General features: G+C 62.9%; 13 protein-coding genes and 1 pseudogene. 9 read left to right on the forward strand and 5 right to left on the reverse strand.

Annotation, left to right across the window (positions count from 1 at the left end; translation table 11 throughout):
• From BLT75_RS20620 to BLT75_RS20645, 6 genes are all read left to right on the forward strand, one after another.
• Positions 1–580 (forward strand): acyl-CoA dehydrogenase family protein (locus tag BLT75_RS20620; RefSeq protein WP_143028614.1); only part of this gene is annotated, 580 nt, incomplete at its 5' end.
• Between the two features lie 240 nt (positions 581–820).
• The gene (locus BLT75_RS20625) at positions 821–1,960 is read left to right on the forward strand and encodes an ABC transporter substrate-binding protein (RefSeq protein WP_093036742.1); all 1,140 of its coding nucleotides are present in this window, start codon (positions 821–823) and stop codon (positions 1,958–1,960) included.
• A 53-nt stretch (positions 1,961–2,013) separates the two neighbouring features.
• Positions 2,014–2,934 carry a branched-chain amino acid ABC transporter permease gene (locus BLT75_RS20630; protein WP_093036571.1) on the forward strand — a complete coding sequence of 307 codons (921 nt, stop codon included), beginning with the start codon at positions 2,014–2,016 and terminating at the stop codon, positions 2,932–2,934.
• Positions 2,931–3,914 (forward strand): branched-chain amino acid ABC transporter permease, encoded by a 984-nt coding sequence (locus tag BLT75_RS20635; RefSeq protein WP_093036574.1) that lies wholly within the window; start codon positions 2,931–2,933, stop codon positions 3,912–3,914. Before BLT75_RS20630 ends, BLT75_RS20635 begins: the two co-directional genes overlap by 4 nt.
• On the forward strand, positions 3,907–4,656 hold the full coding sequence (locus BLT75_RS20640; RefSeq protein ID WP_093036577.1) for an ABC transporter ATP-binding protein: 750 nt from the start codon (positions 3,907–3,909) through the stop codon (positions 4,654–4,656). The genes BLT75_RS20635 and BLT75_RS20640 overlap by 8 nt, the downstream gene beginning before the upstream one ends.
• On the forward strand, positions 4,653–5,342 hold the full coding sequence (locus tag BLT75_RS20645) for an ABC transporter ATP-binding protein (protein WP_093036580.1): 690 nt from the start codon (positions 4,653–4,655) through the stop codon (positions 5,340–5,342). Before BLT75_RS20640 ends, BLT75_RS20645 begins: the two co-directional genes overlap by 4 nt.
• 41 nt (positions 5,343–5,383) lie before the next feature.
• Here BLT75_RS20645 and BLT75_RS20650 read toward each other — a convergent pair whose 3' ends face one another.
• The 4 genes from BLT75_RS20650 to glmU all read right to left on the reverse strand — a co-directional run bounded on the left by BLT75_RS20650 (position 5,384) and on the right by glmU (position 9,972).
• Entirely contained in the window at positions 5,384–5,788 is a 405-nt protein-coding gene (locus tag BLT75_RS20650; protein ID WP_093036583.1) for a RidA family protein, read from the reverse strand.
• A 458-nt stretch (positions 5,789–6,246) separates the two neighbouring features.
• Positions 6,247–6,789 carry a pyridoxamine 5'-phosphate oxidase family protein gene (locus BLT75_RS20655; RefSeq protein WP_093036586.1) on the reverse strand — a complete coding sequence of 181 codons (543 nt, stop codon included), beginning with the start codon at positions 6,787–6,789 and terminating at the stop codon, positions 6,247–6,249.
• Positions 6,790–6,793: 4 nt separating this feature from the next.
• Positions 6,794–8,617: a glutamine--fructose-6-phosphate transaminase (isomerizing) gene (gene glmS, locus BLT75_RS20660; protein ID WP_093036589.1), complete on the reverse strand. Its 1,824-nt coding sequence runs from the start codon at positions 8,615–8,617 to the stop codon at positions 6,794–6,796.
• A 2-nt stretch (positions 8,618–8,619) separates the two neighbouring features.
• Entirely contained in the window at positions 8,620–9,972 is a 1,353-nt protein-coding gene (gene glmU / locus BLT75_RS20665) for a bifunctional UDP-N-acetylglucosamine diphosphorylase/glucosamine-1-phosphate N-acetyltransferase GlmU (protein WP_093036592.1), read from the reverse strand.
• A 129-nt stretch (positions 9,973–10,101) separates the two neighbouring features.
• Between glmU and BLT75_RS20670 the strand changes: the two genes are divergently transcribed.
• From BLT75_RS20670 to BLT75_RS20680, 3 genes are all read left to right on the forward strand, one after another.
• Complete coding sequence (locus BLT75_RS20670) at positions 10,102–10,764, forward strand: HAD-IA family hydrolase (RefSeq protein WP_093036595.1); 663 nt, start codon at positions 10,102–10,104, stop codon at positions 10,762–10,764.
• Between the two features lie 73 nt (positions 10,765–10,837).
• Positions 10,838–12,028: a DegT/DnrJ/EryC1/StrS family aminotransferase gene (locus tag BLT75_RS20675; protein WP_093036745.1), complete on the forward strand. Its 1,191-nt coding sequence runs from the start codon at positions 10,838–10,840 to the stop codon at positions 12,026–12,028.
• A 153-nt stretch (positions 12,029–12,181) separates the two neighbouring features.
• Positions 12,182–13,345: an isovaleryl-CoA dehydrogenase gene (locus tag BLT75_RS20680; RefSeq protein WP_093036598.1), complete on the forward strand. Its 1,164-nt coding sequence runs from the start codon at positions 12,182–12,184 to the stop codon at positions 13,343–13,345.
• Positions 13,346–13,388: 43 nt separating this feature from the next.
• Here BLT75_RS20680 and BLT75_RS20685 read toward each other — a convergent pair.
• A pseudogene (locus BLT75_RS20685) lies at positions 13,389–14,003 on the reverse strand (OmpW/AlkL family protein).
• Positions 14,004–14,086: the final 83 nt, after the last annotated feature.

A 14,086-nucleotide genomic window follows, 5' to 3' on the forward strand; every position in this document is an offset into this window, starting at 1 on the left:
GTTCGAGGTGGCCGAGCGGCTGGAGGTGATGGCGCCGCATCCGCTGGCGCGGCTGAGGTTTTCGGATGTGCGGGTGCCGCGCGCGGCGCTGCTGGGCGCGCCAGGGGCGGGGTTCAAGGTGGCGATGGCGGTGCTCGACGTGTTCCGCTCGACCGTGGCGGCGGCGGCACTCGGCTTTGCCCGCCGGGCGCTGGACGCGGCGCTGGCGCGGGTCGCGGCGCGGCAGGTGCAGGGGGCGCCGCTGTTCGAGCTGCAGATGGTGCAGGGCCATGTGGCCGACATGGCGCTGGATGTGGACGCGAGCGCACTGCTCACCTATCGCGCCGCCTGGGCCAAGGACATGGGCGCCGCGCGCGTCAGCCGCGAGGCGGCGATGGCCAAGCTCCATGCCACCGACCAGGCGCAGCAGGTGATCGACCGGGCCGTCCAGCTTTTTGGCGGCGATGGCGTGCGGCGCGGCGAGACGGTCGAACAGCTCTACCGCGACATCCGCGCCCTGCGCATCTACGAGGGCGCATCCGACGTCCAGCGCCTCGTCATCGCCCGACAGACAATGGCAAACTTCAACAGGGGAATTTGAGCATGCTGGGATCCTGTCCAAGATAGCGGTGGCGATGCCAGTCCGGGGTGGCGGCCCCTTCGTGGCTGCGGGTCGGAGGCGCAAAGGCAGATGAGCGTGCCGATGCTTGCGGTGGCCCGGCGGTTCGGGGATTTTCATCGCGGGCAATATCCGGGAAGATTCGGACAAGCGCCGGCAACAAGGCGTACGATTGCCCGCACAGGGCTTTTAGCAACCAAGGTCCAATATCAGGAGGAAAAAATGAAACTCAACGCACTCGTGACGCTCGCGTCGGCGGCGGTCCTGTCGGCGGGAATGGCCGTCGCGGAACCGGTAAAGGTCGGAATGATCACCACGCTTTCGGGTGGCGGAGCCGGTCTGGGGGTGGCCATTCGCGACGGCTTCATGCTGGCACTCAAACAGTCGGGAACCACCGATGTGGAAGTGGTCGTCGAGGACGACCAGCAAAAACCCGATGTGGCCGTCCAGCTCGCCGACAAGATGATCCAGTCGGACAAGGTCGACATTCTGACCGGTATCGTCTGGTCCAACCTGGCCATGGCCGTGGCCCCGGCTGCCACGGCGCAGGGCAAGATCTATCTGTCGCCCAATGCCGGACCTTCGGCGCTGGCAGGCAAGGGTTGCCATCCCTACTATTTCAACGTGGCCTGGCAGAACGACAACCTCCACGAGGCAGCGGGCGCCTATGCGAACTCGGCCGGGTTGAAGAACAGTTTCATCCTGGCGCCGAACTATCCGGCCGGCCACGACGCGCTGGCTGGCTACAAGCGGATGTACAAGGGTGATCTGGCTGGGGAATTGCTGACCAAGCTGGGCCAGACGGATTACGCCTCGGAACTGGCGCAGATCCGGGCAAGCGGTGCCGACAGCGTGTTCTTCTTCCTGCCGGGCGGCATGGGGATATCTTTCCTCAAGCAATATGCCGACAGCGGGATCGGCCTTCCGCTGGTCGGCCCGGCCTTCAGTTTCGATCAGGATATCCTGCAGGCGGTGGGTGACGCGGCGCTTGGCGTGCACAATACCAGCCAGTGGAACAAGGACCTGGACAACCCGGCCAATGCGGCCTTTGTCGCGGCCTTCCTGGCCGAATATGGCCGGCTGCCGTCTCTTTATGCCAGCCAGGGCTATGACACCGCCAATCTTTTGCTGAGCGCCATGGCCAAGGCCGATATCTCGGACAAGGACGCGTTTCTTGCCGCCTTGCGCGCGGCTGACTTCGACTCTGTCAGGGGCAAGTTCTCCTTCGGTCCGAACCAGCATCCGATCCAGGACATCTATGTCAGGCAGGTGGTCAAGGAAGGTGACATTTACACAAACAAGCTGGTGGGTGTTGCGCTGGAAGATCATTCCGACGTCTATGCCGCCGAGTGCGAGATGTAAGACGCCTGATGGCGCGGGCCCGGTGCCCGCGCCGCAACTCCGGGACCTGTCCGATGTCTTTCCTTCTTTTGGCCGAACAGCTTCTGAACGGGCTTCAGTTCGGGGTAATGCTGTTTCTGACGGCTGCCGGCCTGACCCTTGTTTTTGGGGTGATGGGGCTGATCAACCTGGCGCATGGCTCGCTGTTCATGATCGGCGCCTTTGCTGCGGCGGCGGTGGCTGCGGCTTCGGGCAGTTTTCTTCTGGCGGTGATGGCCAGTATCGCGGCCGCAGCTGCTGCGGGGGTGCTGGTCGAGGTGCTGGTGATCCGGAGGCTCTATGCCCGCGATCACCTGGACCAGGTGTTGGCGACTTTCGCGCTGATCCTGATCTTTTCCGAGGGGACACGGTGGCTGTTCGGCTCGTTTCCGTTGTTTCTCGACATTCCCGACTATCTGTCCGGCCCGGTCACGCTGCCGGGCGGCATCGACTACCCGCTCTATCGCCTGACCATCATCGGTGTCGGGTTGCTCGTCGCACTGGGATTGTTTCTGCTGATCGCGCGCACACGGCTGGGCATTCAGATCCGTGCCGGCGAAAGCGACCGTGAGATGATCGCGGCGCTGGGGGTCAACATATCAAGGCTTTACACAGTGGTCTTCGCGCTGGGAGCCGCCCTGGCCGGGCTGGCAGGTGCGCTGATCGGGGCCATTCAGTCGGTACAGGTGGGCATGGGAGAACCGGTGCTGATCCTGGCCTTTGTGGTGATTGTTATCGGCGGCATCGGTTCGATCAAGGGGGCGCTGGCAGGCTCCATTCTTGTCGGGCTGACCGATACGCTGGGGCGGGCCCTGCTGCCCGGTCTCTTTGGCCTGTTCATGGAACCGGCTGACGCGACCAGTATCGGTTCTGCGCTGTCCTCGATGCTGATCTACATCCTCATGGCCGTGGTGCTGATCGTCAGACCCACCGGGCTTTATGGAGCGCGCGCATGACCCGCGAGACACTCTTCAACGCCGTGCTGGGTCTGGGCCTTTTCGCGTTTCCGCTCTGGGCCTGGTGGGCGGAGGAACCGTTCATGATCACCTTGTCGACGCGGGTCGTGATCCTTGCGCTGGCCGGCGTCGGGTTGAACCTGGCCCTGGGTCTGGGCGGGCTGGTCAGCCTGGGTCACGCGGCTTTCTTCGGGATCGGCGGCTACGCGATGGGAATCCTCGCCAGCCACGCGCAGAGTTACACACCGTTGATGGAGTTTCCCTTTGTGATCGAAGGCACCAAGTCCATGCCGGTGATCTGGCTTGTGGCGGTCGTGGCTTCGGCGCTGGCGGCACTGGTGATCGGAGCACTGTCATTGCGCACATCCGGCGTCTATTTCATCATGATCACGCTCGCCTTTGGCCAGATGCTCTTCTATTTCGCGATAAGCTGGCCTGCTTATGGCGGCGAGGACGGTCTGTCGATCTATGTGCGCAACAGCTTTCCCGGACTCAACACGCTCGACCCGATCCAGTTCTTCCTGATCTGTTATGCGATCCTGGGTGCGGTTCTGCTGTTATCGGCCCGGTTGGCGGCTTCGCCCTTTGGTCTGGCGCTCAACGCGGCGCGTCAAACATCCGAGCGGGTAGAAACCGTCGGCATCAGGCCCTACCGGCTCAGGCTTACGGTTTTCGTGATTTCGGGGATGATCACCGGGCTGGCCGGTGCGCTGTTCGCAGATCTCAACCGGTTCGTCAGCCCCAGCATGCTCAGCTGGCAGACCTCGGGGGAAATCATGGTTTTCGTCATTCTCGGCGGTGTCGCGCGCCTGTTCGGGCCGGTGGCGGGCGCGCTGCTGTTCATCCTGCTGGAACACGTGCTTGGCGGCTTGTCCGAGTACTGGCACATCTACCTGGGGCTTCTGTTGCTCGGAGTGGTGCTGTTCGCGCGCGGCGGTGTCATCGGAACGCTGGCAGGGCAGGGGGGCAAGCATGGCTGAACCGATCCTGTCCGTCACCAAGATCAACAAGAGCTTTGGTGCGCTGAAGGCGTCAATCGACGTATCGCTGGACCTGCGTGTCGGGGAAATCCATGCGCTCATCGGCCCGAACGGTGCCGGCAAATCAACCCTGATCAAGCAGATCGCCGGTGGATTGCAGCCGGACTCCGGCACTGTGCGGTTTCTGGGCCGTGACGTGACCGCGCTGGATACGGTGCAGAGGGCGCAGATGGGGTTGGGGCGGACTTTCCAGATATCCGCCCTGGCGATGGAGGACAGCGTGTTGCAGAACGTCATGCTGGGCGCCCTGGGCGCCAGCGGACGGCCCTTCAGGTTTTTACGTCCGGTTCTCAAGGACAAGGCGCTGCGCGAGACCGCCGAAACCGCGCTTGCGCGTGTCGGTCTTTCGGAACAGGCGCTCATGCGCACATCCGATCTGTCGCACGGGCAGCGGCGGCAGCTTGAGGTCGCCGTGGCTCTGACCATGCGGCCGCGCGCCTTCGTCATGGATGAACCGATGGCGGGGCTGGGAACCAGCGGTTCCCAACGCCTGACCCGGTTTCTGGACGAGTTGCGGCACGAAGCGCCCATCCTGCTGGTCGAACATGACATGGATGCGGTTTTTGCGCTGGCAGACCGGATCTCGGTGCTGGTTTACGGCAGCGTCATCGCAACCGGAACTGTGGATGAAATCCGCGCCCATCCCGAAGTGCGCCGCGCCTATCTGGGAGAGGAAGAATGAGCCTGCTGAGCCTGACCAATGTCTCTGCCTTCTACGGGCCCAGTCAGGCCCTGTTCAAGGTCAGCCTTCGGGTAGCGGAGGGGCAGGTTGTCGCCCTGATGGGCCGCAATGGAATGGGCAAGACAACCACGGTCAAGACCATCTTCCGGATGTTGCCCGTCGCGGGCGGCGAACTGCTGTTCGACGGCCATGACTTGCGCAGGCTGGCATCGCACAGGGCGGCCAAGTTAGGGCTGGGGCTGGTGCCCGAAGGGCGGCGCTGCTTTCCCAACCTGACGGTCGAGGAGAACCTGATCGCGGCTGCGCGTCCGGGGCACTGGGATTTCAAGCGGGTCGCCCAACTTTTCCCCCGGCTCGAAGAGCGGCGCAGCCAGTCCGCAGCATCCCTGTCCGGAGGGGAGCAGCAGATGCTTGCCATTGGCCGGGCCTTGATGACCAACCCACGCCTGCTGGTGCTGGACGAGGCCACCGAAGGGCTTGCCCCGATCGTGCGGCAAGAGATCTGGAAAGCCATAGGAACGCTCAAGCACGAGTCGGGGCTGGCGATCCTGGTGATCGACAAGTCGCTGAAGGAACTGGCGAGGATCGCCGATGAGGCGGTTGTTCTGCAACGGGGAGAAACCGTCTGGCACGGCCCGATGGCCGATGTCGGTAACGGCGTCGCCGAGCAGTACCTGGGGGTATAGAACGGCCCGGAGCCTGATCCTGCAGCGCGGGCCGAACGGCCTCAGGTCGATTGCGGAATATAGGCGGTGGCCTCGATCTCGAGCAGGGCGTCATCCTCGATCAGATCGTCGATGACGATCATCGACATGGCCGGGAAATGGCGGCCAAAGATTTTCCGATAGGCCTGTCCTACCTCTTTCTGACGGGCGAGATATTCCTTTTTGTCCTTCACGAACCAGGTCAGGCGTCCGATGTCGTCCACGTCGCCGCCCGCTGCACGCACTATGGCCGCAATGTTGGACAGCGCCTGTTCCATCTGGCCGATGAAATCCTTCGAGACGATTTCCTTGCTCTCGTTCCATCCGATCTGTCCGCCGACATGCAGGGTGCCGTCAGCCATCAGCATCCCGTTGGCATATCCCAACGCCGGCGCCCAACCTTCGGGGTGAATGGTTCTGGGTTTCATCGGGTTGCTCCCTTGATTGATGTGATCCGGTCCGAAAAGGGGGTGGTCAAGAAACCGATCGCCTTCGCCTGACGCCGCAAAAGTTGTTCCGAAGCCAAGCCAACCACATTCCCCGGCTGCACCCGGCAGCGAATACCGGGCGGGGCACAATCTTCTTGGCCGTCAGGAACCCGGACGGGCAGGAAAGGGCCCCCACGAAGCCGCGATACTGGCAGGGATCAGGGTTCTGGAAAGTGAAATACACTGCAAGCCCATCTCGAATTGCATTGGACGAGACCGATGGTAGCCGGTCACGAAACTGCGCACAAGAAGTTTTATGCTTCAAATATTCAGGCATGCAAAATGAAGGCCGTCAGGATCGCGAGGCGGTTGGAATTGTTTTTACGCCGGGAAATCCGGCCGACGCCCCGCTTCCATGAGCAGGTGCCGCCCCTTGGTGATCTTCGTCTGGTGCGCGATCAGACCGGCACGCCGGTCGGTTTGCCGTCGATGGTTTTCTGGTTCTTCTCGACCCAATAGGCGCGGATGTCCTCATCCGATTTCGCGTCGACCCATTTCTGCATTGTGTCCCGTTCCGAACGATAGTCCATGAATGGCACCGCATAGCCGCAAGAGGTCTGGACCCGATCGACCGACATGTCGAAGATCTGGCGGGCGCTGCGATGGGCGGGGAAGAGAGCGGCCAGTTCATCCCATCCCGCGTCGCCAATATGCAGGGTTCGCGCGTTTCCGTAGCAGCGCAGGATCAGCGGCCGGGTGGTGAAGGAGCACCACATCAAGGTCATCCGGTCACTCTCCAGAAGGTGCCCAGCCGTTTCATTTCCGCTGCCGGTAATGTTCATCCAGACGATACGGTTTGGCCCGATCACGCGCAGCGAGTCCATGCCCTTGGGCGAGATATTGACCCGCCCCTCGGGGCCGGCCGAACCGGTGAAGAAAATATGCTGTTCCTCGATGAACTTGCGGTGCGCTTCGTCGATCTGCGGAAACTGCTTGGCCATGGCGTCACTCAACAGTTACGGATTTGGCAAGGTTGCGCGGCTGGTCCACGTCGGTCCCCTTGGCCACCGCGGTATGATAGGCCAGAAGCTGCGCGGGGACAGCATAAAGGATCGGCGTCAGCGACGGATGGACATGCGGCATCTGGATGGTCGACCAGACACCGTCGCGGGCCTCGGCCAGGCCTTTGGAATCCGAGATCAGCATCACCTTTCCCTTGCGCGCCATGACCTCCTGCATGTTCGACACCGTCTTGTCGAACAGCGCATCGCGCGGTGCCATGACGACCACCGGCATCTGCTGGTCGATCAGCGCGATCGGCCCGTGCTTCAACTCTCCCGAAGCATAGGCTTCGGCGTGGATGTAGCTGATTTCCTTGAGTTTCAGCGCACCCTCCAGGGCAAGCGGAAACATCAGGCCCCGGCCCAGGAACAGCACGTCGCGCGCCTCGCTCAATTTCTGCGCGGCGGACCGGATCGTGTCGTTCTGATCCAATGCGGCATTGAGAGTCGACGGCAGCCCGCGCAGCGCCGCCGCATGGTCGGCGATCTGGTCTGACGTGAGAGTACCCCGGTCGCAGGCCGCCTTGAGCGCCAGCATCAACAGAACGCTCAGCTGGCAGGTGAAAGCTTTGGTCGAGGCGACGCCAACCTCGACTCCGGCATGGATTGGCAGCATCAGATCGCTTTCCCGGGCAATCGAGCTTTCGGGCACATTGACGACCGAAACGATCCTCTCCGCCTTGTCGCGGCAATAACGCAGAGCCGCCAGTGTGTCGGCGGTTTCGCCCGACTGGCTGACGAACAGGGCCAGCGTCCGTGCCGGGATCGGAGGTTCGCGGTACCGGAATTCGCTGGCGATATCCACTTCCACCGGCAACCGCGCCAGTTGCTCGAACCAGTATTTCGCCGTCAGGCAGGCATAATAGGCCGTCCCGCAGGCCACCATGGTCAGCCGGTCGACACTGGCGAAATCCACCCCTTCGCCAGGGAGTTGCACTTTGTCGGATCCGGTCGGCAGATAGGAGCGGATCGCCTCGGCGATCACCGTGGGCTGCTCGGCTATTTCCTTGGCCATGAAATGCTTGAAACCGCCCTTGTCGACGCGCGCGCTGTCCAGCTTGATCCTGCGCATCTGCCGATTGGCCCGTTGCCCGTTGGCGTCGCTGATCTCGACGCCCTTGCGGGTGACGATGGCGCGGTCGCCTTCTTCGAGATAGGTGATCCTGTCGGTCAGCGGGGCCAGCGCGATGGCGTCCGATCCGACGTACATCTCGCCGTCGCCGTGTCCGATCGCCAGGGGGCTGCCCTTGCGCGCGGCGACGATCAGGTCTTCCTCTCCATCGAAGAGAAACGCCAGGGCAAAGGCGCCTTCAAGCTTGTCGAGCGTGCGAAAGGCCGCCTCGACCGGACCAAGCCCTTCGCGCATGTAACGCTCGGTCATCAGGGCCACCGTTTCCGTATCGGTCTCGGTCGCAAAGGAGATGCCAAGTTCAGCCAGTTCGGCGCGCAATTCCCGGTAATTCTCGACGATGCCGTTATGGACCACCGCAACCGCGCCGGCGCGATGGGGATGGGCGTTGTTGACCGAGGGCGCGCCATGGGTCGCCCAGCGGGTATGCCCGATGCCGGATTTGCCCGGCAGCGGTTCGTGCACCAGAAGGTCGCTCAGGTTCACAAGCTTGCCAACGGCCCGGCGGCGATCCAGCACGCCATTGTTGACTGTTGCGATGCCCGCGCTGTCGTAGCCGCGGTATTCGAGCCGCTTCAGGGCCTCGACCAGGGTGGGTGCGACCTCGTGGTCGCCGAGCACACCGACAATGCCGCACATGGTCAGGTTTCCTTCTGCTTTCTGGCTTTCTTGGCGCGCAGCATCTGGAACAGCTTGCGTGCATAGCCAGGCTTGTTTTCCTGCGCGGCGCGTCCAAGTGCAAGGGCGTCGGGTTCCACATCCCGGGTGACCACGGTTCCGGTCGCCGTCATCGAGCCATCTCCCAATGTCACCGGGGCCACAAGCATCGTGTTCGACCCGACAAACACGTTCGCGCCAATGGTGGTGCGGTGTTTCATCACGCCATCGTAATTGCAGGTGATTGTTCCCGCACCGATGTTGGTGTGTGCCCCGACGCTTGCGTCACCGACATAGGACAAGTGATTGATCTTGGTGCCCTCGCCGATCTCGGCATTCTTGATCTCGACAAAGTTGCCGACACGGGTGTTCTCGGCCAGTTCCGTGCCGGGACGCAGGCGCGCATAGGGGCCTACGACCGCGCCCTGGCTGACGTGGCACCCTTCGAGATGCGAGAAGGCGCGGATCGTCGCGCCGCTTTCGACGGTGACGCCGGGGCCGAAGACAACATTGGGTTCGATCACGGTATCGCGGCCGATCACGGTGTCGGCGGCAAGGTAGACGGTTTCGGGCGCCATCAGGGTCACGCCGAGGTCGAGCAGTTCTGCCCGCGCGCGGGTCTGAAAAATCGCGTCGGCCGCTGCCAGATCGGCCCGGGAATTGACGCCCAGCGTCTCGCTTTCATCGCAGGAAACGGCCGTGACCCTGAGACCGCGCTTGCGGGCGATCTCGACGACATCGGTCAGGTAGTACTCGCCCGCGGCATTTGCGTTGCCCACCTCGGCGATCAGCGAAAACAGCGTGTCGGACTTGCAGGCCAGAAGCCCGGAGTTGCAGAAGCTGATGGCGCGTTCGGCGTCGCTGGCATCCTTGTATTCGACGATCCTCTCGAGGCTGTCGCCCTGCATCACGAGGCGTCCATAGCGCTCGGGATCGGCGGCCTCGAATCCGAGGATGACCAGATCATGCGTGGCGCGGGCATCGACCATCCGTTCCAGCGTATCGGGGTGCAGGAACGGCGTATCCGCGTACAGCACCACGACATCGCCGGAAAACCCTTGCAAGGCCGCACGGGCCTGATCGACCGCATGAGCTGTGCCCAGTTGATCCTCTTGCAGAACGACAAGGGCGGTTTCATCCTCGTCCAGTGCTGCGCTGCGTACGGCATCGGCGCCATAGCCGGCCACGATCACTGTCCGTTCGGGCGTCAGCGCGGCTCCGGTCCGCATGGCGTGCGCCAGCATGGGAACCTGTGCGATCGGGTGAAGGACCTTGGGAATGTCCGAATTCATTCTGGTGCCCTTGCCTGCGGCCAGTATGACCAAAGCGGTACTCATGTGGCGTTTTCTCTTTTGTTTTCCTGCCGTCCGTTTTATCCGCTGGTGACAAAGGCGCAAGCGATAGCGCGATCAAACTAGATTGCGGCTTGCAACAGGCCAAGGCGGAAAGCCGCCGAAGGGGGCAGCATGCGTACGGTGATCTTCGATCTGGACGGAACCCTGGCGGACACGTCGGGTGATCTTCTGGCCGCCGCGAACCACTGCTTTCGCGAGATGGGGTATGGCGATGTGCTGATCCCCGGACAGGATGCGGGAATCGCCCTGCGAGGAGGCCGCATGATGCTGACACGCGGGCTCGAGCGGGTCGGCGCCTACGAGGTTGCCACCGTCGACCAATATTATCCCATCTTGCTTGAGGCCTATCGGGGGGCGATCGACCACCATACCTTTGTTTATCCCGGAGCGATGGAAGCAGTGGAGGCATTGCGGGCGCGAGGGTATGGCGTGGGGATCTGCACCAACAAACCCGAGGCTCTGGCCGAATTGTTGTTGCAGCGGTTGGGGGTGCGGGGTGCGTTTGCGTCGATGATCGGGGCCGACACCCTGCCGGTGCGCAAACCTGACCCCGAACCGTTGCGGGCGGCGGCACGCGCGGCGGGTGGCGATCCGGCGGCCTGTGTTCTGGTGGGTGACAGTGACACCGACCGCAATACGGCACGCGCGGCGGGTGTGCCTTCGATCCTCGTGACCTTTGGACCCTCCGGGGCGGACATGGCTGCCCTTGAACCGGAGGCGCTGATCGACTGCTTTGACGATCTGCCCGACACCGTTCGGCGACTGATCGGTTGATGCGGGATTTGAGATTCCGAAATCGGTTTGTAGCCCCTTGACCGTCGATAAGACCGCCCCCACAACCTTGGTCATGACAGAGACATTTTCGGGTAGTTTCACCCAGCAGGAACCCATTCCGGAGGAGGCGGTCGAGGCGGCCTTGGCGGTGCTGCGCCACGGTCGCTTGCACCGCTACAACCTGGCAAGGGGCGAGTTGGGCGAAACCGCGCTGCTGGAGCAGGAATTCGCTGCCCAGGTTGGCGCGAAATACTGCCTCGCCGTGGCCTCGGGCGGATATGCGCTGGCAACGGCTCTGCGCGCGGTTGGTGTCCGGCCGGGCGACCCGGTGCTGACCAACGCATTCACCCTGGCGCCCGTGCCGGGGTCCATCGCTTCGGTGGGGGCGCGGCCCGTGTTTGTCGGCGTGACCGAGAACCTGACCATCGACCTCGAAGACCTTGCCGCCAAGGCGGGCCAGGCGCGGGTTCTGATGCTCAGCCACATGCGCGGGCACCTGTGCGACATGGACCGGTTAATGGCGATCTGCGACGCGGCCGGGATCACCGTGATCGAGGATTGCGCCCACACGATGGGCGCGGCCTGGAACGGGGTGCCCTCGGGGCGGCAGGGCGCGGTCGGTTGCTATTCCTGCCAGACCTACAAGCATGTGAATTCGGGCGAGGGTGGGCTGCTGGTCACCGATGACGAGGAGATCGCGGCGCGGGCGGTGATGCTGTCGGGGTCGTATATGCTCTATGAACGTCATCTGGCGGCGCCGGGGCCCGAGGTGTTCGAGCGGATCAAGTATCACACCCCCAATATCTCGGGCCGGATGGACAATCTGCGCGCCGCGATCCTGCGGCCGCAGTTGCGGGCGCTTGATACCCAGGTGGCACGTTGGAACGAACGCTATCGGCGGATCGAGGCGGGGCTGCGCGGCACGCCGGGCCTGACCGTGATCGAGAGGCCCGAGGCCGAGACCTATGTGGGTTCCTCCATCCAGTTCCTGCTGCTCGACTGGGCGGCCGACAAGGTGCAGCAGGTGCTGCGCCGCTGCGCCGCCCGCGGGGTCGAACTGAAATGGTTCGGCGCTCCTGAACCGGTCGGCTTCACCTCGCGCTATGACAGCTGGCGCTATGCCGAGAGTGCGCCGATGCCCGCCAGCGACCGGGTGCTGGCCGGAATCGTCGATATGCGGGTGCCGCTGACCTTCAGTCTGGAGGATTGCGATCTGATCGCGCGCATCATCCGGGCCGAGGTAGGGACGGTCTACCAGTCCTGACATCTTGAACATTGCCGCAAGGCCATCAGCGGCGCCCCGAGCGGGGTGCCGTCTTTGCTGTTTGCCCTATATGCAGGAATCGTTGACGGGTTCGGAAAACGCTGCTATCGACTTTATTGAACAGTTGTTCATTAATGCGGAGAGGAGAGCGCGATGTTCGCAGCAACCATGCAATTCGATCTGGGCGAGGACGTGAATGCGCTGCGTGAGATGGTGCATCGCTGGGCGCAGGAGCGGGTCAAGCCGATGGCCGCCGAGATCGACCGGAGCAACGAGTTTCCCAACGAACTGTGGCGCGAGATGGGGGATCTGGGCCTGCTGGGCATCACGGTCCCCGAGGAATTCGGCGGTGCGGGCATGTCCTATCTGGCGCATACCGTCGCGGTCGAGGAGATCGCGCGGGCCAGCGCCTCGGTCTCGCTGAGCTATGGGGCGCATTCCAACCTCTGCGTCAACCAGATCAAGCTGAACGGCAATGACGAGCAGAGGCGCAAGTACCTGCCAGGCCTGATTTCGGGCGAGCATGTGGGCGCACTGGCCATGTCCGAGGCGGGTGCTGGGTCGGACGTGGTGTCGATGAAGCTGCGCGCCGAAAAGCGCAACGACCATTACCGTCTGAACGGCAACAAATACTGGATCACCAACGGCCCCGACGCCGACACGCTGGTGGTCTATGCCAAGACCGACCCCGAGGCTGGCAGCAAGGGCATCACCGCCTTCCTTATCGAGAAGTCGATGAAGGGATTTTCGACCTCGAAACATTTCGACAAGCTTGGCATGCGCGGCTCGAACACCGCCGAACTGGTCTTCGAAGATGTCGAGGTCCCTTTCGAGAACGTTCTGGGGCAGGAGGGGAAGGGCGTTGCGGTGCTGATGTCGGGCCTCGACTATGAGCGCGTCGTGCTGGCGGGCATCGGCACCGGCATCATGGCCGCCTGTCTCGACGAGATCATGCCCTACCTGGCCGAGCGCAAGCAGTTCGGCAAACCCATTGGCACCTTCCAGCTGATGCAGGGCAAGATCGCCGACATGTATACCGCGATGAACTCGGCCCGCGCCTATATCTACGAGGTGGCCAAGGCCTGTGACCGGGGCGACGTGACCCGTCAGGACGCCGCCGCCTGCTGTCTTTATGCCAGCGAACAGGCGATGGTGCAGGCGCATCAGGCGGTGCAGGCCATGGGCGGCGCCGGCTTCCTGTCCGACAGCGCGGTCAGCCGCATCTTCCGCGATGCCAAGCTGATGGAGATCGGCGCCGGCACCTCGGAAATCCGCCGCATGCTGATCGGGCGCGAGTTGATGAACACGGTGCTCTGAAACGCAAACGGCCCGCACGCCGAGGGGTCTTGCGGGCCGCCTGTCACTGACGAGGGGACCAGAACCGATGCACGTACTGAACGCCGATTACCCGCAGGTCGATTTCTGCCGTGCCGATCGGCGCACCGTTCAGCGTGACGTCGGATTCGATGCTGATCCATCTCGCATTCAGGCGCAGTGCTCCGGTATCGCTGATCTGTTAGTTGAGGCCTGCGTTGACCGCGATGCCGAAGCTGTCTTCCAGCTTCAAGGCTCGGAGGGGAGAGCTTTCTTAGAAGAATGTCGTGTAGTTCACACCGAGTCCGACATAGGGTTTCGAGGCCGGCTGGGTCGGGAAACGGTAGTTGAGCGACAGGGTGGGCGGCAGATGTTTGACCGAGCCCGCATAGCCGATACCGCTGACGGAGACATCATGTTCGAACGGGGTTGCAGCGAGCAGTTCGATGCCGAGGTTGTCGCGGATCAAATACTCTGCGGTAAAGATCGGCCGGGGGCTGTCGTCCACGGTCGCGGTCCCGCCAGCGAGTGTGCCGTTGTTGGATTTGGGGTTTGCGTAGCCGACACCGACGGTCCAGTCACCATGAGACTGAGCGGCCAGAGGGTCGGCAAGGGTGGCAAGAGCGGTCGAGATCGCGAACGCGGCGGCAATGCGTGTCATCTGGGTTCATTTTGTCTGAGTGATGAACCCCTCGTGGCAAATAACACATTCCCAATCTCTGATCCGGATCAGGATTCCATGTG

It is taken from the genome of Ruegeria marina (assembly GCF_900101475.1).
Classification (GTDB): domain Bacteria; phylum Pseudomonadota; class Alphaproteobacteria; order Rhodobacterales; family Rhodobacteraceae; genus Ruegeria_B; species Ruegeria_B marina.

Excerpts from the sequence above, each read along its gene's own strand:
- BLT75_RS20625 (WP_093036742.1), top strand. The coding sequence starts at position 821 with ATGAAACTCAACGCACTCGTGACGCTCGCGTCGGCGGCGGTCCTGTCG.
- BLT75_RS20630 (WP_093036571.1), top strand. The coding sequence starts at position 2,014 with ATGTCTTTCCTTCTTTTGGCCGAACAGCTTCTGAACGGGCTTCAGTTC.
- BLT75_RS20635 (WP_093036574.1), top strand. The coding sequence starts at position 2,931 with ATGACCCGCGAGACACTCTTCAACGCCGTGCTGGGTCTGGGCCTTTTC.
- BLT75_RS20640 (WP_093036577.1), top strand. The coding sequence starts at position 3,907 with ATGGCTGAACCGATCCTGTCCGTCACCAAGATCAACAAGAGCTTTGGT.
- BLT75_RS20645 (WP_093036580.1), top strand. The coding sequence starts at position 4,653 with ATGAGCCTGCTGAGCCTGACCAATGTCTCTGCCTTCTACGGGCCCAGT.
- BLT75_RS20650 (WP_093036583.1), bottom strand. The coding sequence starts at position 5,788 with ATGAAACCCAGAACCATTCACCCCGAAGGTTGGGCGCCGGCGTTGGGA.
- BLT75_RS20655 (WP_093036586.1), bottom strand. The coding sequence starts at position 6,789 with ATGGCCAAGCAGTTTCCGCAGATCGACGAAGCGCACCGCAAGTTCATC.
- glmS (WP_093036589.1), bottom strand. The coding sequence starts at position 8,617 with ATGTGCGGCATTGTCGGTGTGCTCGGCGACCACGAGGTCGCACCCACC.
- glmU (WP_093036592.1), bottom strand. The coding sequence starts at position 9,972 with ATGAGTACCGCTTTGGTCATACTGGCCGCAGGCAAGGGCACCAGAATG.
- BLT75_RS20670 (WP_093036595.1), top strand. The coding sequence starts at position 10,102 with ATGCGTACGGTGATCTTCGATCTGGACGGAACCCTGGCGGACACGTCG.
- BLT75_RS20675 (WP_093036745.1), top strand. The coding sequence starts at position 10,838 with ATGACAGAGACATTTTCGGGTAGTTTCACCCAGCAGGAACCCATTCCG.
- BLT75_RS20680 (WP_093036598.1), top strand. The coding sequence starts at position 12,182 with ATGTTCGCAGCAACCATGCAATTCGATCTGGGCGAGGACGTGAATGCG.